Here is an 18,605-nt window from a genome sequence, read left to right as displayed (position 1 = left end):
CCAATTGCTTGAAGCAGAGTGTCAGGGATTTTGATGCGGTCGCGGCGGGCAAACAAAAAGCAACGGTGTTAAGGGTCAAGCCCGGTTGCCGCATGGTCTCGCATTCTTGCATTGAGAATGATGAGCATCTTTCGGACTGCGGCGATGACGGCGACCTTTCCTGGTTTTCTTCGGTTGCGCAGGCTCGTATAGAAGGCCTTGATTGTCGGATCGAAGCGGATGGCCGGTAAAGCGGCGATGTAGAGTGCATCGCGGACTGGCTTTCGTCCGCCGGCGATCATGCGTTTGCCGCGCATCAGGCCGCTATCCCGGTTCAGCGGCGCAACACCGACCAGCTTGGCGATTTTGGCTTTATCCATGAGGCCCAACTCCGGCAGTCCGGCCAGCAGGAAGCAGGCCGTGCGCAGGCCGATGCCCTTGAGCGACATCAGCACCTCGGCCTTTTTGCCGAGCTGCTGATCGGCCTTGAGGCAGGCTGTCATTTCTTCCACGATCGCCTGGCGCTGATCGAGGAGGAAGCGCAGGGTTTCCTCGATCCAATCTCTTGTCTTGCCCGACAGTTTCTCTCTGCGGTTCTTCTCCTGCACGATCATGTGGGACAATTGCCTGTAGCGCAGGACAAGGTCTGCCAGGATGGCCTGCTGGCCGGATTGCGGCGGCAGGATCCGCGTTTCCATGCGCCGGCCGTAATCGGCCAGAACGAAGGCGTCGATCCGATCGGTCTTGGAAAGCTGGCCGCAGGCGCGGGCGAACTGCCGGATCTGTTTGGCATTCACTTTGGCGACGGGCAGGCTGGCCGCGTGCAGCGCTTCCACGACACGGCGTTCATAACCGCCAGTCGGCTCAAGGATCAGCCGCTCTATTCCCGCCACCGGCGCCAGAAAGGCGAGGAAATCAGCGATCCCCTCGGCCGTATTGGCAAAGGTCAATGACGCTTGGTCCGGCAGCAGGCAGATGTCGAAGGCCGATTTCGATATGTCGATGCCAATAAAACGGCTAGTATAGGTCATGAGGCTGGTCACCCTTATACGCGAGCGCGAAGCTCTCTCAACGGTTCGACGATGCCTCGAAGAGCGCAAAGGGTTCTGCTTTTTTACGAACGAAAGTTCAGGCCCGGCAAGGACCAACCACTTTGCGCTCCGCCATTGCGGTGTTGCATCACCCCAATGACAAACGAGGCCGGGACATCATAGCTGACGTTCCGGCCTCTCAATGTATAAGCCCGGCGCGTGGCCGGGCTCTTCTTCTTCCGATTTTCAAGCGATCAGCCGTTGGCGACCATGCGCTTTTCGTCGCGGCCGCTCTTCATCCGCTCGGCGAGCAGGAAGGCAAGCTCGAGCGCCTGGTCGGCGTTGAGGCGCGGATCGCAATGGGTGTGGTAGCGGTCCTGCAGGTCGCCGGCCGTCACCGCGCGCGCGCCGCCGGTGCATTCCGTCACGTCGTTGCCGGTCATTTCGACATGGATGCCGCCCGGATGCGAACCTTCGGCGCGGTGGATCTGGAAGAAGCTTTCGACTTCCGACAGGATGCGCTCGAACGGACGCGTCTTGTAGTTGTTGAGCGTGATCGTGTTGCCGTGCATCGGATCGCAGGACCAGACGACCTTGCGGCCTTCCTTCTCCACGGCGCGGATCAGGCGCGGCAGGTGGTCCGCCACCTTGTCGTAGCCGAAACGGCAGATCAGCGTTAGACGGCCTGCTTCGTTCGCCGGGTTCAGGATGTCGATCAGGTTCAACAGATCGTCCGCCTGCAGCGACGGGCCGCACTTCAAGCCGATCGGGTTCTTGATGCCGCGGCAGTATTCGACGTGCGCGTGGTCTGCCTGGCGGGTGCGGTCACCGATCCAGACCATGTGGCCTGATGTCGCGTACCAGTCGCCGGAGGTCGAGTCGACGCGCGTCAGCGCTTCCTCGTAGCCGAGAAGCAGAGCCTCATGGCTGGTGAAGAAGTCCGTTTCGCGCAGGCTCGGCTGGTTCTCCGCCGTAATGCCGATCGCCTTCATGAAATCCATGGTTTCGCTGATGCGGTCGGCAAGCTTGCGGTAGCGCTCGCCCTGCGGGCTGTCCTTGACGAAGCCGAGCATCCATTGATGCACGTTTTCGAGGTTGGCGTAGCCACCCATCGCGAAGGCACGCAGCAGGTTCAGCGTCGCCGCCGACTGGCGGTAAGCCATGGCCTGGCGCTCCGGATCGGGCGTACGAGCAGCTTCGGTGAACTCCGTGCCGTTGACGATGTCGCCGCGATAGGTCAGCAGCGTCTGGCCGTCCTGGGTCTCGTGCGAATTGCTGCGCGGCTTGGCAAACTGTCCGGCGATACGGCCGACCTTGACGACGGGCAGCTGTGCTCCGAACGTCAGCACGACAGCCATCTGCAGGAACGAGCGGAAGAAGTCGCGGATCGTGTCGGCGCCGTGTTCGGCAAAGCTCTCGGCGCAATCGCCGCCCTGCAGCAGGAAGGCGTTGCCCTCAGCCACATTGCCAAGCGCCTTCTTCAAACGCCGCGCCTCACCGGCAAAGACGAGCGGCGGATAGCTGGCAAGCTGGGCTTCCGTTGCCGCCAAAGCGGCCTGGTCCGGATAATCCGGAACCTGCTGGATCGGCTTGTCACGCCAGCTGCTCGGGGTCCAATTCTGTGCCATGTCAATCACCTGTCCTTGCCACGGCGGTCGTCTGCCGGGCTACGCGCTGAAAAGTGAGCGGCTTATAAACCTTAACGGCCGCCTTGCATAGCCGCTTAACCCGCCTGACGGGCCTGTCAATTCCCCAATGTATGACAATCGTCAAATTCGCACCGATGCAGCGAAATGTTCCAAGGGCTTTAAGGAGGATTTTATTTCCATTTGAGATAGTCACGGAATTTCAGGTTGCGATTATATTTCGGAGCAATTTATGCGTGTTTTGGGAAGTTTCTTAAAAGATAAGTCCGGCAATTTCGGCATTTTGACCGCCGTACTTCTTGTGCCGATAGTCGGCGCCGCCGGAATGGCGGTCGATTACGGTCATGCGTTGAGCGTTCGATCCGATTTGATGGATGTGGCCGACTCTGCGGCGCTGGGAGCAATTTCAGAAGGCTCGGCCGGGTACAAGGCCTATCAGGCGATGACTGAGGATGGCGAAGTGACGATCGCCGAGAACGATGGAAAAGCCTTCTTCCTTGCCCAGCGCTCCTCTTCCACCACCAGCGCCGAACTCTCGGACATGCCGATCGACGTCGACCTCAAGGTTGCGCGGCTGAACGGTCAGGTCACATCGACCGCAACGTTCACGGCGCAGATCCCGACGACCTTCATGCGGGTGCTCGGGCAGGACTCCATTAAGGTGTCCGGCGCGGCCACCGCCGTCTACGGCGCACAGAGCAAGAGCTACACGAATTTCTACATGCTGCTCGACAACACGCCCTCGATGGGTATCGCTGCGACGCAGACGGAAATGGACCGACTGAGCGCGATCACGGGCGCCAATGGCGGTCGTGCCTGCGCACTTGCCTGCCATATCGGCTACTACGGGAGCAACGGAAAGTTCAACGAAAATCCGGACAGTACCTATATCGCGGCACGCAACAACGACGTAACGCTGCGTATCGACGTCGTCTCGAAAGCGGCGGAAGCCCTGATCGACAAGGTAAACACGGCGTCGGCGAGTGCCGATCAGTATCACATCGCCGCCTACAGCTTCGGCAGCTATGCGCTCGAGCCGGGCTACCGCATCGAGAAAGTGACGTCACTGACCGTTGACATGGCAAGCGCCTCCAAGGCCGTCGGCAATGTCGGCCTGATGACCACAGACCACGACCATTTCAACGACAATGCCCTTACGAGTTTCGACACCGCGCTCACAGCGATCGGCAAGGAAATCAGCGGCGATGGCGGCACCGGATCGAGCGCCGCCGACCCGCAGAAGATCGTTTATTTCGTGACGGACGGCGTCGGCGACAGTCTCAAGCCCGGCGGCACCTGCGGCGGAAACTGGTATGATGGCGAAGGCCGCTGCCTGGAGCCGATCGACACCAAATACTGCACGGCTCTGAAGAACCGAGGCATCAAGATGGCAGTGCTCTACACCACCTATATCCCGCTGACGGGCGACGACATCTGGGAAAACCACATGAAGAACATCTTCGCCAGCAAGATCAAAACGAAGCTGCAGCAATGCGCCTCCGACGATCTGTTCTTCGAAGTCGGTCCGGAGGACGATATGGAAAATGCCATGACGCATCTCTTCGTCAAGGCGGCCAGCGGCGGCAATGCTCTGCGGCTGACGAACTAAGAGCGTTGCAAATTCAAGATAATCAAGCCGCTGCGGGTTCCGGAGAACGCGCAGCGGCTTTTGGTTTGTTGGCGACCTGCAAGCCTCGCAAGGCGTGCGTCAGACCCGCTCGCCGTTGCGGATACGATAGCTCGGCGCATACATGGTGACGAGTTCCTCCGCCGCGGTCGGGTGAAGTGCCATGGTGCGGTCGAAGTCGTCCTTGGTGCATCCGGCTTTCAGGGTGATCCCGAGGATCTGCGCCATCTCGCCGGCGTCATGACCGAGGATATGCGCGCCAACGACCTTCCTGCTCTCGGCATCGACGATCAGCTTCATCAGCATCCTTTCCGCCCGTCCGGAAAGCGTCGCCTTGAGCGGCCGGAACTGGGCGCGATAGACCTCGAGTTCCTTGTAGCGCCTGGCAGCCTCCTCTTCCGAAAGGCCGACCGTGCCGATCTCGGGCTGCGAGAAGACGGCCGTTGCGATCAGGTCATGATCCGGCTTCGACGGATTGTTCTTGTATTCGGTCTCGATGAAGCACATGGCCTCATGGATGGCGACCGGGGTGAGTTGTACCCGGTCGGTGACATCGCCGAGCGCGTAGATGTTGGCAACGCTCGTTCGCGAATATTCGTCGACCACGATCGCGCCGCGCTCATTCATCTTCACGCCGGCCGCTTCCAGCCCTAGGCCCGCGGTGTTCGGATCGCGTCCGAGCGCCAGCAGCACGGCGCCCACATGCAGCGTACCGTTCTTCAGCGTCTCGACGGCAAGCCCGCCCTCGGCTTCCGAGACCTTCTCCAGGACATCATGGCAGAGGATACGGATGCCCTTGGCAACCATCGCCTCGTGCAGGCCACGGCGCAGATCCTGATCGAAGCGCGAAAGAATCTCCGCCCCGCGATAGATCAGTGTCGTCTCGACGCCCAGCCCATGAAAGATGTTGGCGAACTCCACGGCGATGTAGCCGCCGCCGGCGATCACGATCGATTTCGGCAACTCTTCAAGATGGAAAGCCTCGTTCGAGGAAATGCAAAGCTCATGCCCGGGCAATGCCGCATGCGGGTTTGGCCGGCCGCCGGTCGCAATGAGGATGGTCTTGGCGGTGACGGTCTGCCCCGTCTTTACCAGCCGGATCGTATGCGCGTCGACGAGTTCCGCACGGGTTTCGAGGATTTCCGCATTCGCGTTCGACAGCCCCTTCTTGTAGAGCCCCTCCAGCCGCTCGATTTCGGCATCCTTGGCGGCGACCAGCTTCTTCCAGTCGAAAGAGCTTGCGCCGACCGTCCAGCCGAAACCGGCCGCATCCTCGAAATGCTCGTGATACTGCGAGGCATAGACGAACAGCTTCTTCGGGACGCAACCGCGGATCACGCACGTGCCGCCGTAGCGGTACTCCTCCGCGATCGCCACCTTCTTGCCAAGCGAAGCGGCAACGCGTGCGCCTCTGACGCCTCCCGAACCGCCGCCAATGACGAAGAGGTCGTAATCAAATGAAGACATGGAAGTATGCTCCGGATGGAATCGGCGGGGGGTGTTCAATGGATATAGGTTCTGCGCGGGCAAAAACAAAAGCCCGGCCGATGCCGGGCTTTCACGCTTGTGCTCGTCGGGTCAGGGCTTGGCGGCCGGAGCCGCAGCCGGTGCATTTGCCGCTGGCGCGGTCTCGGGGACCGGCTGCACCTTGATCACCTTGCTAAGCTCGGCACTAGCCTTCTGCTGGAGATCGCGAGCGATGCCCTGTGCCCAGATATCGGCCGCCCTGTTGGTTTCGCGCGATGCGATCGGGCCGTCCCTCAGCAGTTTCTTGCCGACGGGCGAGTTATAGAAATCGGCAATTGCCTTCAGCTCGTCGAGAGTGAACGCCTTTGCGTAGTTCGTTGCCGCTTCCTTTTCGAGATCGGCGCGGCGCGGCGCCAGCGCAAGCGCCTGGGCGTCGACCGTCGAGCTAATCACGTCCTCGTAGTTCGGCGAATCTTGAATGAGACCAGCCTTCAGGCGTTCGGCAAGGCCCGGCAGGATGTTGTCGAACTGAGCCGTCGCGCCGATGGCCGCAACGGCCGCGCGCGCCGCCTTCAACTGCTCATCCGAAATTTCCTGCGCCTGCGCAGCCGAGCCGAAAGCGATACCGGAAAGAATAACCGTCGCAGCGGCAAACCGGCCAAGACCTGCAAATTTCTTCATGCTTCTCAATGCTCCTGTTATCTGTTCGCCCGCAGCGTGCGCGCACCCGCTGGACCTGCGATGATCGCAAGTGCCGCCATATTGAGGAAAAGTCCGTGTTCAACGACACCGGGGATGGAATTCAGCTCGCTCGAAAGCGCGTCTGCATCAGGAATGCGGCCAAAAGATGCATCGATGATGTAGTGGCCGCCGTCTGTCGTGAATTCTCCGTCACCGGATTGGCGAAGCACAAGGCTGCCGGTCAGGCCGAGCCTCGCAGCCGTCTTTTCGATCGCCATCCGGGTGGAAACGAGACCAAACGGATTGACCTCGATCGGCAGCGGAAAACGGCCAAGCGTCTCGACCAGCTTCGTCTCGTCGGCAATCACGATCACGCGGTTCGAAGCCGCCGCCACGATCTTCTCGCGCAGCAACGCGCCGCCGCCGCCTTTGACGAGGCGCAGCGCCGGGTCCACTTCGTCGGCGCCGTCGATTGTCAGGTCCAGTTCCGGAAGTTCGTCGAGCGATTTCAGTGGCACGCCGAGTTCGACGCAAAGCCGCGCCGTGCGTTCCGAGGTCGGAACGCCCTCGACCCTCAGCCCGCCGGCGACCTTTTCGGCAAGCAGGCGGACGAATTCCTCGGCCGTACTCCCCGTGCCGATTCCGAGGCGCATTCCATTCTCGACATGGGCAAGAGCCGCCTCGGCGGCCTTGATCTTCATTTCGCGGGCATCCATGCGCCGCTTACTCCGCTTGTTTCGTTGGTTGTGCTGTTTACACGCCTCCTAAGGCGAACGAAAGATAAAATAATACCAGCAAACTGAAATGCGAAAGCACCTGGCTGCGGCGTTGTGGATCATAGTCTTGGCGTTGCTTTTTCCATGCGTATCACCTACTCCGGGGCGACCGTTTTCCACAAAGAGGCGATTTCCTTGACCCCTCCCCTTGTCGTATTCGATCTCGACGGCACGCTGCTCGATACGCATGCGGATCTCGTCGAAAGCCTTAATCACACGATCGCCGCACTTGATCTCGCACCGGTGACTTATGCCGACCTCACCCATCTCGTCGGCCACGGCGCCAGGGTGATGATCGAGCGTGCATGCAAGCTTCGTGGCCACCCGCTTTCGGAGAACGAACTTCCGCCGCTGCTGGAGCGCTTCATTGCTCACTATACCGATACGATGCCCGGGCACACCCAGCCCTATCCCGGCCTGGTCGCCGCGATGGATGCGCTGAAAGCGAACGGCTACAAGCTCGCGGTCTGCACCAACAAGCTGGAATCGCTGGCGCTGACGCTTCTCCGCAAGCTCCATCTGACTCATTATTTCGACGCCATCACCGGCGGCGACACCTTTCCGGTCCGCAAGCCCGATGCGCGGCATCTGACCGGCACGATCGAACGCGCAGGCGGAGCCCCGGCGCGCAGCGTCATGATCGGCGACAGCGTCAACGACATTGCAGTCGCCAGGAATGCCAGCGTGCCATCGATCGCCGTTCCCTTCGGCTATTCCGACGTGCCGGTCGAAACGCTCGGGCCGAACCGGATCATCCTGCACTACGACGAACTGACCCCCGACCTCGTCGACGCCGTCATTCGTGATTTCGCGCTATCGAACGCGGCAGCTGTCTCCCGCTGAAGCGGCCGGCCTCAAAAGTCACTGGCGCTGCGCAGTCAGTGGCCCGCGCGTGACTGCACGATTTGGACGGTCGGACACACACTGATCCGAAGACTCTTATCGGTCGCTATTTGACGCCGTGCCCGCTCACATCTGATCCAGCGGATCTTGGTAGCCGAAGAAACAGAATAGCCGAAAGAGCTGCGATGATCGCTATTCCGGAAAAAGCGGGTGCAAAGCTATCTGGACCAAGACGATCCTGACCGAGCCCAAAAATCGTCACGCTCAGAAATAGCGCGCCGGTAGCAACGCCGAGACTTTGCGAAAGCTGCTGGGCAGTGCTCGCGAGAGAGGTGGCCCGGCTCATCTGCACCTTGGAGACGTCCGCGAAATTCAGCGCTGCGATCCCGTTGTACTGCAAGCCGCGACAGAACCCGGCGGCGAAGAACAGAGCGGGCATCAGCAATACGGGCGTGCTGGGCGTCAGGAAGCCATGCGCCAGCATCAGCAACGCACACAGAAAGCCATTCAAAACAAGGGCTCTCCGAAATCCCAATGCCTTCAGGAGGTAACCCGCAAGAACCCGCATCAGAAGCGAACCTACAGCACTGATGAAGGTCAGGACGCCGGAGTTGAAGGCACTCAGACCGAAGCCGGCCTGGAGCATCATGGGAAGCAGGAAGGGAATTGCGCCTGCACTGATGCGGAAAAGGTTTCCGGCGAAGAACGATAGCCGGAAGGTTGGGATATGGAGAAGCTTCAGATCGAGGATCGGGTTCTCTCTGGCGCGGGCATGTCGAAGATAGAGCAAAAGCGCACCGGCGCCGACCAGGAACGGTACCAATAAGCCGGGAGAGAGGCCGCCGTGACTGGCCAGTTCCACGCTGTAGACAAGCCCCGCGAGAGCAAGGCCGCTCAAGGCGAAGCCCAGCCAGTCAAAGGGCGGCGTCACGTCCTCTTTGTGATTGGGAACAAGCCGAAGGACCAAGAAAGCGCCGATCACGCCGATCGGGACATTCAAGAAAAAAATCCACCTCCAGGATGCGTAGGTCACAATGAACCCGCCCAGAGGCGGGCCGAGCACAGGTCCAAGCACTGCCGGTACAGTGAGGTAAGCCATGGCGCTGACCATGTCCGCTTTCGAAACATTGCGCATGAGTACGAGGCGGCCAACCGGGACCATCATTGCTCCGCCGATCCCCTGCAGGGCGCGGACGATAGCGAATGCGGCGAGACCACGACTCAGACCGCATAGGACGGACGCCAGCGTGAAGACGGCAATGGCGGCGAGAAAGATAGTGCGGGCACCGAAGCGATCGGCAATCCACCCGCTGGCCGGGATAAAAACCGCCACGCTGAGAAGGTAGGAACTGACCGCAACACTGAGATCGATCGGACTCGTCCCAAAAGCCTTGGCAATCTGCGGAAGGGCCGTGACGATGATCGAACCGTCAAGATTCTCCATGAAAAGCGCACAGGCCACGATAAGGGCTAGCGCTCTAAAATCGTTCTCGGACGCCATGCTCACAAGGCCCTTGGCAATTTCACTGCAGACATCAATTCCAGCACCGACTCACGCCTGTATAGTGGCACTGGCTTTGCTGTCATAGAAGCCGGGTTCACAGGGAACGGCCGCTGACGGCTCGCGAACTGCCGCCGCACTACGACGAACCGACGCCATTCACCCCCACGCGCTGTCGAAAGCGCTCTACAGCGAAATCCACGAAGGCGCGCACCCGAGCCGAGACCTTGCGCCCCTCTGCATGCACGATGTGGATTGGAACCGGTTCGCGCTCGTAGTCAGCAAGCGCGATCTTCAGCCGGCCAGCCTCGATTTCAGGGGCAACCTGGTATGACTGGAAACGGGAAAGCCCCCAGCCCGCCACCGCGGCCGCGATGGCAGCGTCGTTCGTGTTGCAGATAAGCCTGGCACTGACGGGCACGCGGATACTGTTGTCCTTTCCAAACAGCCACTCGGAATGGCCGAATAAGCCGTCGCGCCCAATGATCCTATGCCCGGCAAGGTCCTCCGGCGTTTCCGGCTCGCCGTGGCGAGCGAAGTAGTCCGGCGAGCCGCAAAGCACCTGCCCGATGGACCCAATACGCCGGGCGACAAGTCCGGAGGCAGGTAGGGCTGCAATGCGCACGGCCACGTCCAACCCCTCCTCTACGAGATTGGTCACGCGGTCCACGAATACGGTTTTCACCTGCATCGCAGGATAACGATCGAGGAAATCCAGAATCACCGGAAGCACGTGGATGCGCCCAAAAAGTGCTGGCGCGGTGACCGTGAGCAAACCGGCCGGCTGGGTGAAGCTGCCGGCCGCGTTGGCTTCCGCCTCGGATATTTCTCCGAGGATACGCCGGCAATCAGCGGCATACCCCTCGCCCGCCGCGGTCAGCTTCAACGAGCGGGTCGTGCGTACGAGAAGGCGCGTGCCGATCAGGCCTTCCAACTGGGATATGGTCCGCGTTACCGAAGGTGGACTCATGTGCAACACTCGGGCGGCAGGAGCAAAGCCACCGCTTTCCACCACCTGCACGAATACGCGCATCGCCTGCCAGCGATCCATCACAACTCCTCCGCAAAACCTGATTATTTCGATAACCGAAATAGTCCACTGCAATAATTTACTCTTACCATCACCGCCTTTAATAATCATCATAGCCTCCAATTCTTCCGCAGGAGGCAGACATGAAGCTCTACTATCATCCGCTATCCGGCCATTCGCATCGTGCGCGGCTCTTTCTCTCGTTGCTCGGCATCGAGCACGAACTCGCTCTCGTCGATCTTGCCAAGCGAGAACATAAGGAAGCACCCTTCCTCGAAATGAACCCGTTCGGACAGGTTCCGGTGCTCGATGACGACGGCGTGATCATCTGCGATTCCAACGCTATTCTCGTTTATCTGGCGAAAAAGGCAGGACGCAGCGATTGGCTGCCCGAAGACCCCGAGGGCGCGGCCGCCATTCAGCGCTGGCTGTCGGTTGCGGCGGGGCAGATCGCATACGGACCGGCGCAAGCGCGGCTTATCACTGTGTTCAACGCACCCTATCGGCCGGAAGAGGTGATCCCGCGCGCCCATGCCATCCTGGCGCTCATCGAGGCTGCCCTGGAAGGCCGCAACTGGATCGCCGCTCCGGGGCCGACGATCGCCGATATCGCGCTTTACAGCTATGTGGCGCGTGCCCCGGAGGGCGACGTGGACCTCCAAGACTATTCGCGTGTCCGTGCGTGGCTGAAACGGATAGAGGCACTGCCTGGCTTTGTCGATTTCCAGAAGACGCCGGTTGGATTGGCGGCCTGAGGAGGTGTGCAATGGAGACCTTGCTAGCATCGCCATGGCATCAAGGCGAAATCGCTCTGCAGAAACAGTACGGCGTTGAAGCGCGAATGGACGAGATCGGCCGCCGCGTCCTGCGCGACCACCTGATCGACCAGCACAGGGAATTCTATCCCCTGCTGCAGATGGTGGTTCTGGGATCAGTGGACGAGGACGGCAATGTCTGGGCCACGCTTCGCTCCGGGCCGGCGGGCTTCCTGCATGCGCCGGATTCCAGCAGGCTCTCCGTCGCGTTGAACAGGGATATCGCCGATCCTGCGGAAGCTGGCATGGACGACGGCGCCTCGCTCGCCCTGCTTGGCATCGACCTCGGCACGCGGCGCCGCAACCGGCTGAATGGCACAGTGCACCGGCATGCGCATGGCTTCGACCTTTCCGTCGAACAGAGCTTCGGAAACTGCCCGAAATATATCCAGCTCCGGCAATTCCGGTTCGTTCGTGATCCGGCGGTCCTGTCTTCGGTGCCCCCTCGGGAGAGTTCTGCGCTCGACGCTGCCGCCCGCGCATTGGTACGGCAGGCGGACACGTTTTTCGTCGCGACCTATGCCGACCTTCGCGGGGGCCGGCAGGTGGACGTTTCCCACCGCGGCGGACGCGCGGGCTTCGTACAAATCGGCGAGGACGGCTGGCTGACGATCCCGGACTTCGCCGGAAACCGCTTCTTCAATACGCTCGGCAACATCGCGCTCAATCCACGTGCCGGGCTTGTCTTCCCGGATTTCTCGACCGGCAGTCTCTTGCAGATGACCGGCGATGCGGAACTCTGCCTCGAGCACGCCGGCGCCCGATCCCTCGAAGGTGCCGAGCGCTACTGGCGTTTCCGTCCGCGCCGGATCGTGTGGCGTGCCGACGCCCTGCCCATTCGTTACGATCTGGTCGAATGGTCGCCATTCACGCTGGCCACCGGCACCTGGTAGGCCTCCAAGCGCATATCTATTAACCACGCAGAAAAGCTTTTATTACAAGCCATTGAGTCGTGGTGTAAAATAAAACCAAAGCGTTGCTATGCATACATTACGCATATAAAATTTACAGATAAATTGAAGAAAACATAATGCGATTGCGTTCATTACTTAATTTAAAGATGAAAGCACTTGATGTAAACGGCTTTACTGATAAAAGCTGCGTCGTCATTACCGATATTAGCCAGATGACAGAGCTGGAACGTGAATGGAACGAACTGTGGCTTAAAGCCAAAGGTTCCTTTTATCAAAGTTATTCAACCGCCTACCATAGCTGGAACGAAATTTCTCGCCCAGCCGGACGTTCACTCTTCTGCATCGTTGTTCGCGAAAAAGGCAAGATGGTCCTTGTCTTTCCTCTGGTAAGGTATCGCAATGGTCCATGCTGGATGATGCGTCCGCTCGGGCCGGATGCTGGACAAACCACGGACGTTCTGGTTGATCCTCAGTCGAATTACCAAGAGAACCTCAAGTTGGCGTGGCGGACAATCGAGCAATTGTCCAAGGTCGATATTGTCCGCATGCCATGTGTTAAGGTTGGATCGACTCTTGATCACTTGATCAAAAGCAAGCGAAACCTCGGCTGCGAGCCCGACATCGCACCTTTCGCCGATTTGCAGGACCAGACGAATTGGGATGCATATGCCAAGATAATCGGTGCAAACTCCCGCCAACAGCTTAATCGGAAGCGGAAAAGGCTTTCTGAAATGGGCAACTTCGAGTTTATCGAAGTCGATCCCGTTACCGATCCAACCTATGCAATCGAACTCATGGAGTGGATGTTCACTCAGAAGAAAATATGGTCTGAGAGGGTCGGCAAACGCGGGCCCTGGATAACGTCAAAAGAATATCGAAACTTTGTGCGCAAGTGGATCACAGATCCCGACAATATCCAAATGATGCGCATCTACGCCATCGTAATCGATAAAGTACCGATTGCATTGAAACTGGCATCTTACTCCGTATCGCATATGGATCTGATTATTGCGGCGTTCCATTCAGACCCACAATATGCGAAATATTCACCTGGATTTGTGCTGGACGAATTTTGGATGAAGATCGTTTTTGAAAAGCGTCTGAACGTAGATTTTGGCGCCGGCAATGAGCCGTATAAATTGTTTTGGTCGAGAAACGTCAAGAACGATCTGGCAAGCTATCATGTCCCACAAACGTTGATCGGAAACACGGCCACACAACTGTGGCGTTTGAAGTGCGAGACGATCACGCACCTGGCCGAGCGTAAGAAGCGACAGGCTGACCTGGCAAACGCTGCTTAATCGAAAGCTCGCCCCTGGTCGCCGGAGACATCACGGACGGCTGCGACCTGCGCGTAAGATCTCTATTACGGCGCTTGATCGGCTGCATTAAGAATTGTGAGGCCTTGCTTGCGAATGGCCGCTTAGGGCCGCGATGAATTGCCGTTCGCGGCATGACATCCAACGCTCGACCCCGTGAATAGAAAAAGGCGGCCCGAAGACCGCCTGCAGTGGGCTCTCAATAGCAGGGCGGATAGGGGTAGTAGCCGCAGCGTGGCGCGTACGGACGGTAGTACGGGTAAGTCTCTGCAGCGGCGGCAGCACCTGCATACCAGGCGCCGCGCGCAGCGGTCCGGCGCGCGACACCTGCGTAAGACAGCGGTGTACGCGGCATTCCGATGATGTCGATGAAGACGGAAGCCGGACCGTCAGCGCCATCGAGGCTTCCTTCCAAAACCTCGACAGCGAAGGTCAGTTGCTCGCCCTCCAGCTTGGGAGATTTCAGCACCACGACTGCATCCCGTATCGTCGCTCCGTCTTTGCTGAAGGCGGATACGGTTGCATTCGGCGGGTCCTTCCCGAAGCTGTCGCTGCCGTCCGCCCATTCTTCAATGAGATGCATGGTCAATGCATGTCCCGCGGATCGTACCGGGCGATCGGCAAAGATGATTGCGTTGGTCGAGACGCCGTTCAGCGTCAATGTCTGCCCGGCTAAGCTCGCACCGTCGGAGTTCAGAACGATCAGCGACGGAACGATTTCAGGTTTCGCCTGTCCAATTGTCTTTTGTAACGGAACATGGGCGGGCGCCGATTGCTTGTCTTGCCCCCATGACATTGCAGGCACCAGGGAAAGGGCGAGGATAGCGAACAATTGCAGACCGCGAACCATTGGCATTCTCCTTCTCCAAAGAACTCGAAGCATTCGGATCGTCTGTGTTCATCACGGCAGTCTGATAGAAGCTGATCAAGGCGCGGTCGCGCCATGCCAACCATTCGCCACCTGCAAGCGCCGTTCAGATCAGGCAATGCAATTTGATATACATGCTGTTAGAGAAGGAAAACAGTAATTCATAAGAGTTACTGGGCGAACAAGCGAATACCTTCGCTATCCACCGGGCACGCCCAACCACGTTTCGCATATGTTGACAATAGCACTTAAGGAACACCGCACAATTCGCTAGGCATTCTTGCGAGAGTCTTGGTCTCCGATCACGAAACAACATCAACTTTCATCACAAAAAGAAAAGGCGGCCCGAAGACCGCCTTTTGAATTCCGTCTGAGGAGGCTCAGATCTGGGCTTCTCGCGCCTTGGTCGTCGCGTCGAAAGCCTTCTCGACGTAGGAATCGCGGTCATAGACATCGTTGAAGTATTCAACGACGCCATCCCTGTTCGGCCAGGCCGTGAAGTAGGAGATATAGACCGGGATTTTCTGCGGCACGGACACGGCCTTGTTCTGACCCGTCGCGATCTGCTTCGCAACATCCGCAACGGTCGTGTTGAGCACGGCGGCCGCCATGGCGCGCGGATCGGCAAGACGCACGCAACCGTGGCTCAGCGCCCGCATGTCGCGCTTGAAGAAGCTCTTCGAGGGCGTGTCATGCATGTAGATCGCATGGCTGTTCGGGAACAGGATCTTCAGCTCACCCAGTGCATTGTCACCGCTCGGCGGCTGGCGCACGGAAACATTGGCTGTCGAACCGTACCAATCGACGCTGGAAGACGGAACAGCGCGACCGTTGACCGCCACTTCATAACCCATGCGATCGAGGTAGTTCGGATCGGCGCGCAGCTTCGGCAGCATCTCGTTGATGATAATCGATTGCGGAACGCCCCAGAACGGATTGAACTCGACAGTCTCGATCTGATCCTGGAAGAAATAGGTCTGGTGCTCTTTCTGGCCGACCACCACGCGCATCGACAACTGTTCCTTGTTGTCGTTGTGGTAGTAGACCATGAAGGCCGGCTGATTGATGAAGACGTAGCGCGAGCCGAGATCGTCCGGCAGCCAGCGCGCCTGCTCCATGGCAACATTCAGCTTTTCGATCTTCGAGGCGTTGCTGTCGCCGCCCGTCATCACGCGAACGGTCGCCTGGCCGACCACACCATCCGCCTTCAGATTGTGTTCCTTCTGGAAATCTTCGACCAGCGAAACCAGCTCCGGCGAGTATTCGGGGTCGCCGGTGTAGGCGGCAAGCGTCGCAGCGTGCTGCGTCTTCAACGCCTCTGAGCCATGCTTGCCGATCACCTTGACGATATTGGCGACTTCAGGCGAGCTCTCGCCCGGGTGCAGCACCCCATCGAGCGAGATGGTGATCGGTTCGTCGCCACCCGTTTCAGCATTAAGCTTGGCAAGCTCCGCTTTCAGCGCAGCGAACTGCGGGCCATCAGGCGTGCGGCTGCCCAGATAGGCGCCGACATCGGGGCTCAGGCGCGCGAGCTTCAGAACCGGATCGAGATTGACCACCTTGCGCTTGAAGTCGTGGTAGCCGGAAAGCTTGTTCGGATCGACACGGCCGCGCACCGTATCCTGGACATAGGCGAGCACCTTCGATGAAAGCTGCAGCTCGAATTGTGCGAGCGCGCGGTCGCGGGTGGCCGGATCGGGGTTGGCGGGATCGATCGCCGGCTGCTCGACAGCATAGTCGGCTGGGTCGAGGCCGACCGAACCGACGCCGGCGAGGAGGTTCATCGCCGCCTTGGCGCGGTCGTTGATCTCGGTGCCGGTCAACCAGACAAAGGGGTTCTTGGCATTGCCGTAATAGGTCTCGAGCGCCTGTGCGACATTCACATCGGCGCGCACCTTCGCTTCGATCAGAAACTGACGCTCTACCACCGGCGCCACGGCCGGCTGATCGGAAACAGATGCAACCGCCCCCGTCACCATCGGGTCGGCCGCTTTGGCGAGATCGACGAAACGCATCGCATCCGGCTTGTAGGTATAGTAGCGCGGACCGGTGACCTTCGGCAGCGGAGCGGACTGCGCATCGCCTGGCATCGGCTGATAAGGACGCGGGGTACCGAACATTGTGCTCTGGGGGCGCTCCCGATGGCCGCGGAACAGATCCATCAGCGTATAGGCATGCGCGGGCGCGGCCATTGCCGCAACGCCACAGGAAAGTGCCAGTGCGGAAACCGCACCCTTGAAAAACGATGTCATGCTTCTTCCAGTCCCAATATCACGCTGTCTTAGGCACGGGCAGAACAGCCCGCTTCAAAATTCAAATAGCCTGGCTTTTTCCGGTCCATTGGCAGAAACCGGCCTCGAGCACCAGTCGCTCCGGCACAACTTAATGTTACGCAATAAATCGCGCCGGCAAGGATTAGTTCACACAAAATTATGAAATTATTAGTTAATTTTTTACCGAATTCCGCCGGGTTACCATGCGACCGAAACGCACTCCCCGCGCATAAAGTTTCGGTAGTGTCATAAAAATCACGACGGGCCTGCCTTAAGGCGCTCTCATGTTGTGAAAACCGGTTTTCCGCGAAGCCGTTCGGACCTATATCGTCCTCGGACAAACGCGCCTCGGCGCCTGCGACAGGAAGGCATGCCATGACACCGACCCGTACCGAAACAGATACCTTTGGCCCCATTGACGTGCCGAGCGACCGATACTGGGGAGCGCAGGCGCAACGCTCGCTCGGCAATTTCAAGATCGGTTGGGAGAAGCAGCCGCTGTCGATCGTCCGCGCCCTTGGCATCGTCAAGCAGGCCGCCGCTCAGGTGAACATGGAACTCGGCCAGCTCGATCCGGCGATCGGCAAGGCAATCGTCGACGCGGCTCAGGAAGTCATTGACGGCAAGCTCGATGACCATTTCCCGCTCGTCGTCTGGCAGACCGGCTCCGGCACGCAGTCCAACATGAATGCCAACGAGGTGATTTCGAACCGCGCGATCGAAATGCTCGGCGGCGTCATGGGCTCGAAGAAACCCGTTCATCCGAACGACCACGTGAACATGAGCCAGTCGTCCAACGACACCTATCCGACGGCGATGCATATCGCCTGCGCCGAGCAGATCACCCATCATCTGCTGCCGGCCCTGAAACACCTGCATGCCGCGCTCGACATGAAGGTCGTCGAGTTCAGCCACATCATCAAGATCGGCCGCACGCATACCCAGGATGCAACGCCGCTGACGCTCGGGCAGGAATTCTCCGGCTATGCTGCCCAGGTCGGCGCGGCGATCAAGCGGATCGAACTGACGCTTCCCGGGCTCTGCGAACTGGCGCAGGGCGGCACCGCCGTCGGCACCGGCTTGAATGCACCGGTCGGCTTTGCCGAGAAGGTGGCGGAGGAGATCGCCGGGATCACCGACATGCCCTTCGTCACGGCACCCAACAAGTTCGAGGCGCTCGCCTCGCATGACGGCATGGTCTTCAGCCACGGCGCGATCAACGCGGCGGCTGCCGCCCTTTTCAAGATCGCCAATGATATCCGCCTGCTCGGCTCCGGCCCGCGTGCCGGGCTCGGGGAACTGGCGCTGCCGGAAAATGAGCCGGGTTCATCGATCATGCCCGGCAAGGTCAACCCGACGCAGTGCGAGGCCATGACCCAGGTCTGCGCCCAGGTCTTCGGCAATCACGCCGCCCTCACCTTCGCCGGCAGCCAGGGTCATTTCGAGCTTAACGTTTACAATCCGATAATGGCCTATAACTTCCTGCAGTCCGTCCAGCTTCTCGGCGATGCGGCCATCTCCTTCACCGACAATTGCGTCGTCGGCATCGAAGCGCGTGAGGATAATATCAAGGCCGGGCTGGAACGCTCGCTCATGCTCGTGACCGCGCTTGCCCCGACAATCGGCTACGACAACGCCGCCAAGATCGCCAAGACCGCCCACAAGAATGGCACGACCTTGAAGGAAGAAGCGCTCGCAAGCGGCCTTGTCACGGCCGAGCAATATGACGAGATCGTTCGCCCCGAGCAGATGATCGGCCCGAAATAGCCTTCGGCGGTCCCATCCCGCTCCCCAAGTCGTCCGGCAGGCGAAATCGCTACACAAAAACGAAAAAG

15 protein-coding genes are annotated in these 18,605 nt (G+C 59.4%); 6 read left to right on the top strand and 9 right to left on the bottom strand.

The window, feature by feature from the left end; all coding sequences use genetic code 11:
* Positions 1 to 68 precede the first annotated feature (68 nt).
* Together HGP14_RS17280 and HGP14_RS17275 are read right to left on the bottom strand one after the other, a co-directional pair.
* Positions 69 to 1,010 (bottom strand): IS110 family transposase, encoded by a 942-nt coding sequence (locus tag HGP14_RS17280; protein WP_205927206.1) that lies wholly within the window; start codon positions 1,008 to 1,010, stop codon positions 69 to 71.
* 254 nt (positions 1,011 to 1,264) lie between these two features.
* Positions 1,265 to 2,638 carry a class II 3-deoxy-7-phosphoheptulonate synthase gene (locus HGP14_RS17275; RefSeq protein WP_168831088.1) on the bottom strand — a complete coding sequence of 458 codons (1,374 nt, stop codon included), beginning with the start codon at positions 2,636 to 2,638 and terminating at the stop codon, positions 1,265 to 1,267.
* Positions 2,639 to 2,888: 250 nt separating this feature from the next.
* On the opposite strand from HGP14_RS17275, the gene HGP14_RS17270 reads away from it, so the two are divergent.
* Positions 2,889 to 4,265 (top strand): TadE/TadG family type IV pilus assembly protein, encoded by a 1,377-nt coding sequence (locus HGP14_RS17270; protein WP_168831087.1) that lies wholly within the window; start codon positions 2,889 to 2,891, stop codon positions 4,263 to 4,265.
* Between the two features lie 99 nt (positions 4,266 to 4,364).
* Here the strand turns inward: HGP14_RS17270 and gor are convergent, their stop codons facing one another.
* The 3 genes from gor to rpiA all read right to left on the bottom strand — a co-directional run bounded on the left by gor (position 4,365) and on the right by rpiA (position 7,147).
* Positions 4,365 to 5,750 (bottom strand): glutathione-disulfide reductase, encoded by a 1,386-nt coding sequence (gene gor / locus HGP14_RS17265; RefSeq protein ID WP_168831086.1) that lies wholly within the window; start codon positions 5,748 to 5,750, stop codon positions 4,365 to 4,367.
* A gap of 111 nt (positions 5,751 to 5,861) precedes the next feature.
* Positions 5,862 to 6,431: a DUF2059 domain-containing protein gene (locus HGP14_RS17260; RefSeq protein ID WP_168831085.1), complete on the bottom strand. Its 570-nt coding sequence runs from the start codon at positions 6,429 to 6,431 to the stop codon at positions 5,862 to 5,864.
* Between the two features lie 17 nt (positions 6,432 to 6,448).
* Positions 6,449 to 7,147: a ribose-5-phosphate isomerase RpiA gene (gene rpiA, locus HGP14_RS17255; RefSeq protein WP_168831084.1), complete on the bottom strand. Its 699-nt coding sequence runs from the start codon at positions 7,145 to 7,147 to the stop codon at positions 6,449 to 6,451.
* A 144-nt stretch (positions 7,148 to 7,291) separates the two neighbouring features.
* On the opposite strand from rpiA, the gene HGP14_RS17250 reads away from it, so the two are divergent.
* Entirely contained in the window at positions 7,292 to 8,050 is a 759-nt protein-coding gene (locus HGP14_RS17250; RefSeq protein ID WP_168831083.1) for an HAD family hydrolase, read from the top strand.
* A gap of 106 nt (positions 8,051 to 8,156) precedes the next feature.
* Here HGP14_RS17250 and HGP14_RS17245 read toward each other — a convergent pair whose 3' ends face one another.
* Positions 8,157 to 9,551: an MFS transporter gene (locus HGP14_RS17245; RefSeq protein WP_168831082.1), complete on the bottom strand. Its 1,395-nt coding sequence runs from the start codon at positions 9,549 to 9,551 to the stop codon at positions 8,157 to 8,159.
* Between the two features lie 139 nt (positions 9,552 to 9,690).
* Positions 9,691 to 10,602: a LysR family transcriptional regulator gene (locus HGP14_RS17240; protein WP_168831293.1), complete on the bottom strand. Its 912-nt coding sequence runs from the start codon at positions 10,600 to 10,602 to the stop codon at positions 9,691 to 9,693.
* A 122-nt stretch (positions 10,603 to 10,724) separates the two neighbouring features.
* Here HGP14_RS17240 and HGP14_RS17235 point away from each other — a divergent pair, with 122 nt between their 5' ends.
* From HGP14_RS17235 to HGP14_RS17225, 3 genes are all read left to right on the top strand, one after another.
* Entirely contained in the window at positions 10,725 to 11,336 is a 612-nt protein-coding gene (locus HGP14_RS17235; protein WP_168831081.1) for a glutathione S-transferase family protein, read from the top strand.
* Positions 11,337 to 11,347: 11 nt separating this feature from the next.
* Positions 11,348 to 12,289 (top strand): pyridoxamine 5'-phosphate oxidase family protein, encoded by a 942-nt coding sequence (locus HGP14_RS17230; RefSeq protein WP_168831080.1) that lies wholly within the window; start codon positions 11,348 to 11,350, stop codon positions 12,287 to 12,289.
* A 137-nt stretch (positions 12,290 to 12,426) separates the two neighbouring features.
* Complete coding sequence (locus HGP14_RS17225) at positions 12,427 to 13,611, top strand: GNAT family N-acetyltransferase (protein ID WP_168831079.1); 1,185 nt, start codon at positions 12,427 to 12,429, stop codon at positions 13,609 to 13,611.
* A gap of 217 nt (positions 13,612 to 13,828) precedes the next feature.
* Here the strand turns inward: HGP14_RS17225 and HGP14_RS17220 are convergent, their stop codons facing one another.
* Positions 13,829 to 14,485, bottom strand: coding sequence for a hypothetical protein (locus HGP14_RS17220; RefSeq protein ID WP_168831078.1), 657 nt, complete (start codon positions 14,483 to 14,485; stop codon positions 13,829 to 13,831).
* A 392-nt stretch (positions 14,486 to 14,877) separates the two neighbouring features.
* Positions 14,878 to 16,749, bottom strand: coding sequence for a murein L,D-transpeptidase (locus HGP14_RS17215; RefSeq protein ID WP_168831077.1), 1,872 nt, complete (start codon positions 16,747 to 16,749; stop codon positions 14,878 to 14,880).
* 396 nt (positions 16,750 to 17,145) lie between these two features.
* On the opposite strand from HGP14_RS17215, the gene fumC reads away from it, so the two are divergent.
* Positions 17,146 to 18,537 carry a class II fumarate hydratase gene (gene fumC, locus HGP14_RS17210; RefSeq protein WP_168831076.1) on the top strand — a complete coding sequence of 464 codons (1,392 nt, stop codon included), beginning with the start codon at positions 17,146 to 17,148 and terminating at the stop codon, positions 18,535 to 18,537.
* Positions 18,538 to 18,605: the final 68 nt, after the last annotated feature.

Source organism: Rhizobium sp. P32RR-XVIII, assembly GCF_012641395.1.
In the GTDB taxonomy this organism is placed as follows: Bacteria; Pseudomonadota; Alphaproteobacteria; order Rhizobiales; family Rhizobiaceae; genus Rhizobium.
Note: the sequence above shows the minus strand (reverse complement) of the source record. Positions and strands in the feature narration are given on the sequence as shown.

Coding starts and splice junctions, on each gene's coding strand:
- HGP14_RS17280 (WP_205927206.1), bottom strand. CDS start 1,010: ATGACCTATACTAGCCGTTTTATTGGCATCGACATATCGAAATCGGCC.
- HGP14_RS17275 (WP_168831088.1), bottom strand. CDS start 2,638: ATGGCACAGAATTGGACCCCGAGCAGCTGGCGTGACAAGCCGATCCAG.
- HGP14_RS17270 (WP_168831087.1), top strand. CDS start 2,889: ATGCGTGTTTTGGGAAGTTTCTTAAAAGATAAGTCCGGCAATTTCGGC.
- gor (WP_168831086.1), bottom strand. CDS start 5,750: ATGTCTTCATTTGATTACGACCTCTTCGTCATTGGCGGCGGTTCGGGA.
- HGP14_RS17260 (WP_168831085.1), bottom strand. CDS start 6,431: ATGAAGAAATTTGCAGGTCTTGGCCGGTTTGCCGCTGCGACGGTTATT.
- rpiA (WP_168831084.1), bottom strand. CDS start 7,147: ATGGATGCCCGCGAAATGAAGATCAAGGCCGCCGAGGCGGCTCTTGCC.
- HGP14_RS17250 (WP_168831083.1), top strand. CDS start 7,292: ATGCGTATCACCTACTCCGGGGCGACCGTTTTCCACAAAGAGGCGATT.
- HGP14_RS17245 (WP_168831082.1), bottom strand. CDS start 9,551: ATGGCGTCCGAGAACGATTTTAGAGCGCTAGCCCTTATCGTGGCCTGT.
- HGP14_RS17240 (WP_168831293.1), bottom strand. CDS start 10,602: ATGGATCGCTGGCAGGCGATGCGCGTATTCGTGCAGGTGGTGGAAAGC.
- HGP14_RS17235 (WP_168831081.1), top strand. CDS start 10,725: ATGAAGCTCTACTATCATCCGCTATCCGGCCATTCGCATCGTGCGCGG.
- HGP14_RS17230 (WP_168831080.1), top strand. CDS start 11,348: ATGGAGACCTTGCTAGCATCGCCATGGCATCAAGGCGAAATCGCTCTG.
- HGP14_RS17225 (WP_168831079.1), top strand. CDS start 12,427: ATGCGATTGCGTTCATTACTTAATTTAAAGATGAAAGCACTTGATGTA.
- HGP14_RS17220 (WP_168831078.1), bottom strand. CDS start 14,485: ATGCCAATGGTTCGCGGTCTGCAATTGTTCGCTATCCTCGCCCTTTCC.
- HGP14_RS17215 (WP_168831077.1), bottom strand. CDS start 16,749: ATGACATCGTTTTTCAAGGGTGCGGTTTCCGCACTGGCACTTTCCTGT.
- fumC (WP_168831076.1), top strand. CDS start 17,146: ATGACACCGACCCGTACCGAAACAGATACCTTTGGCCCCATTGACGTG.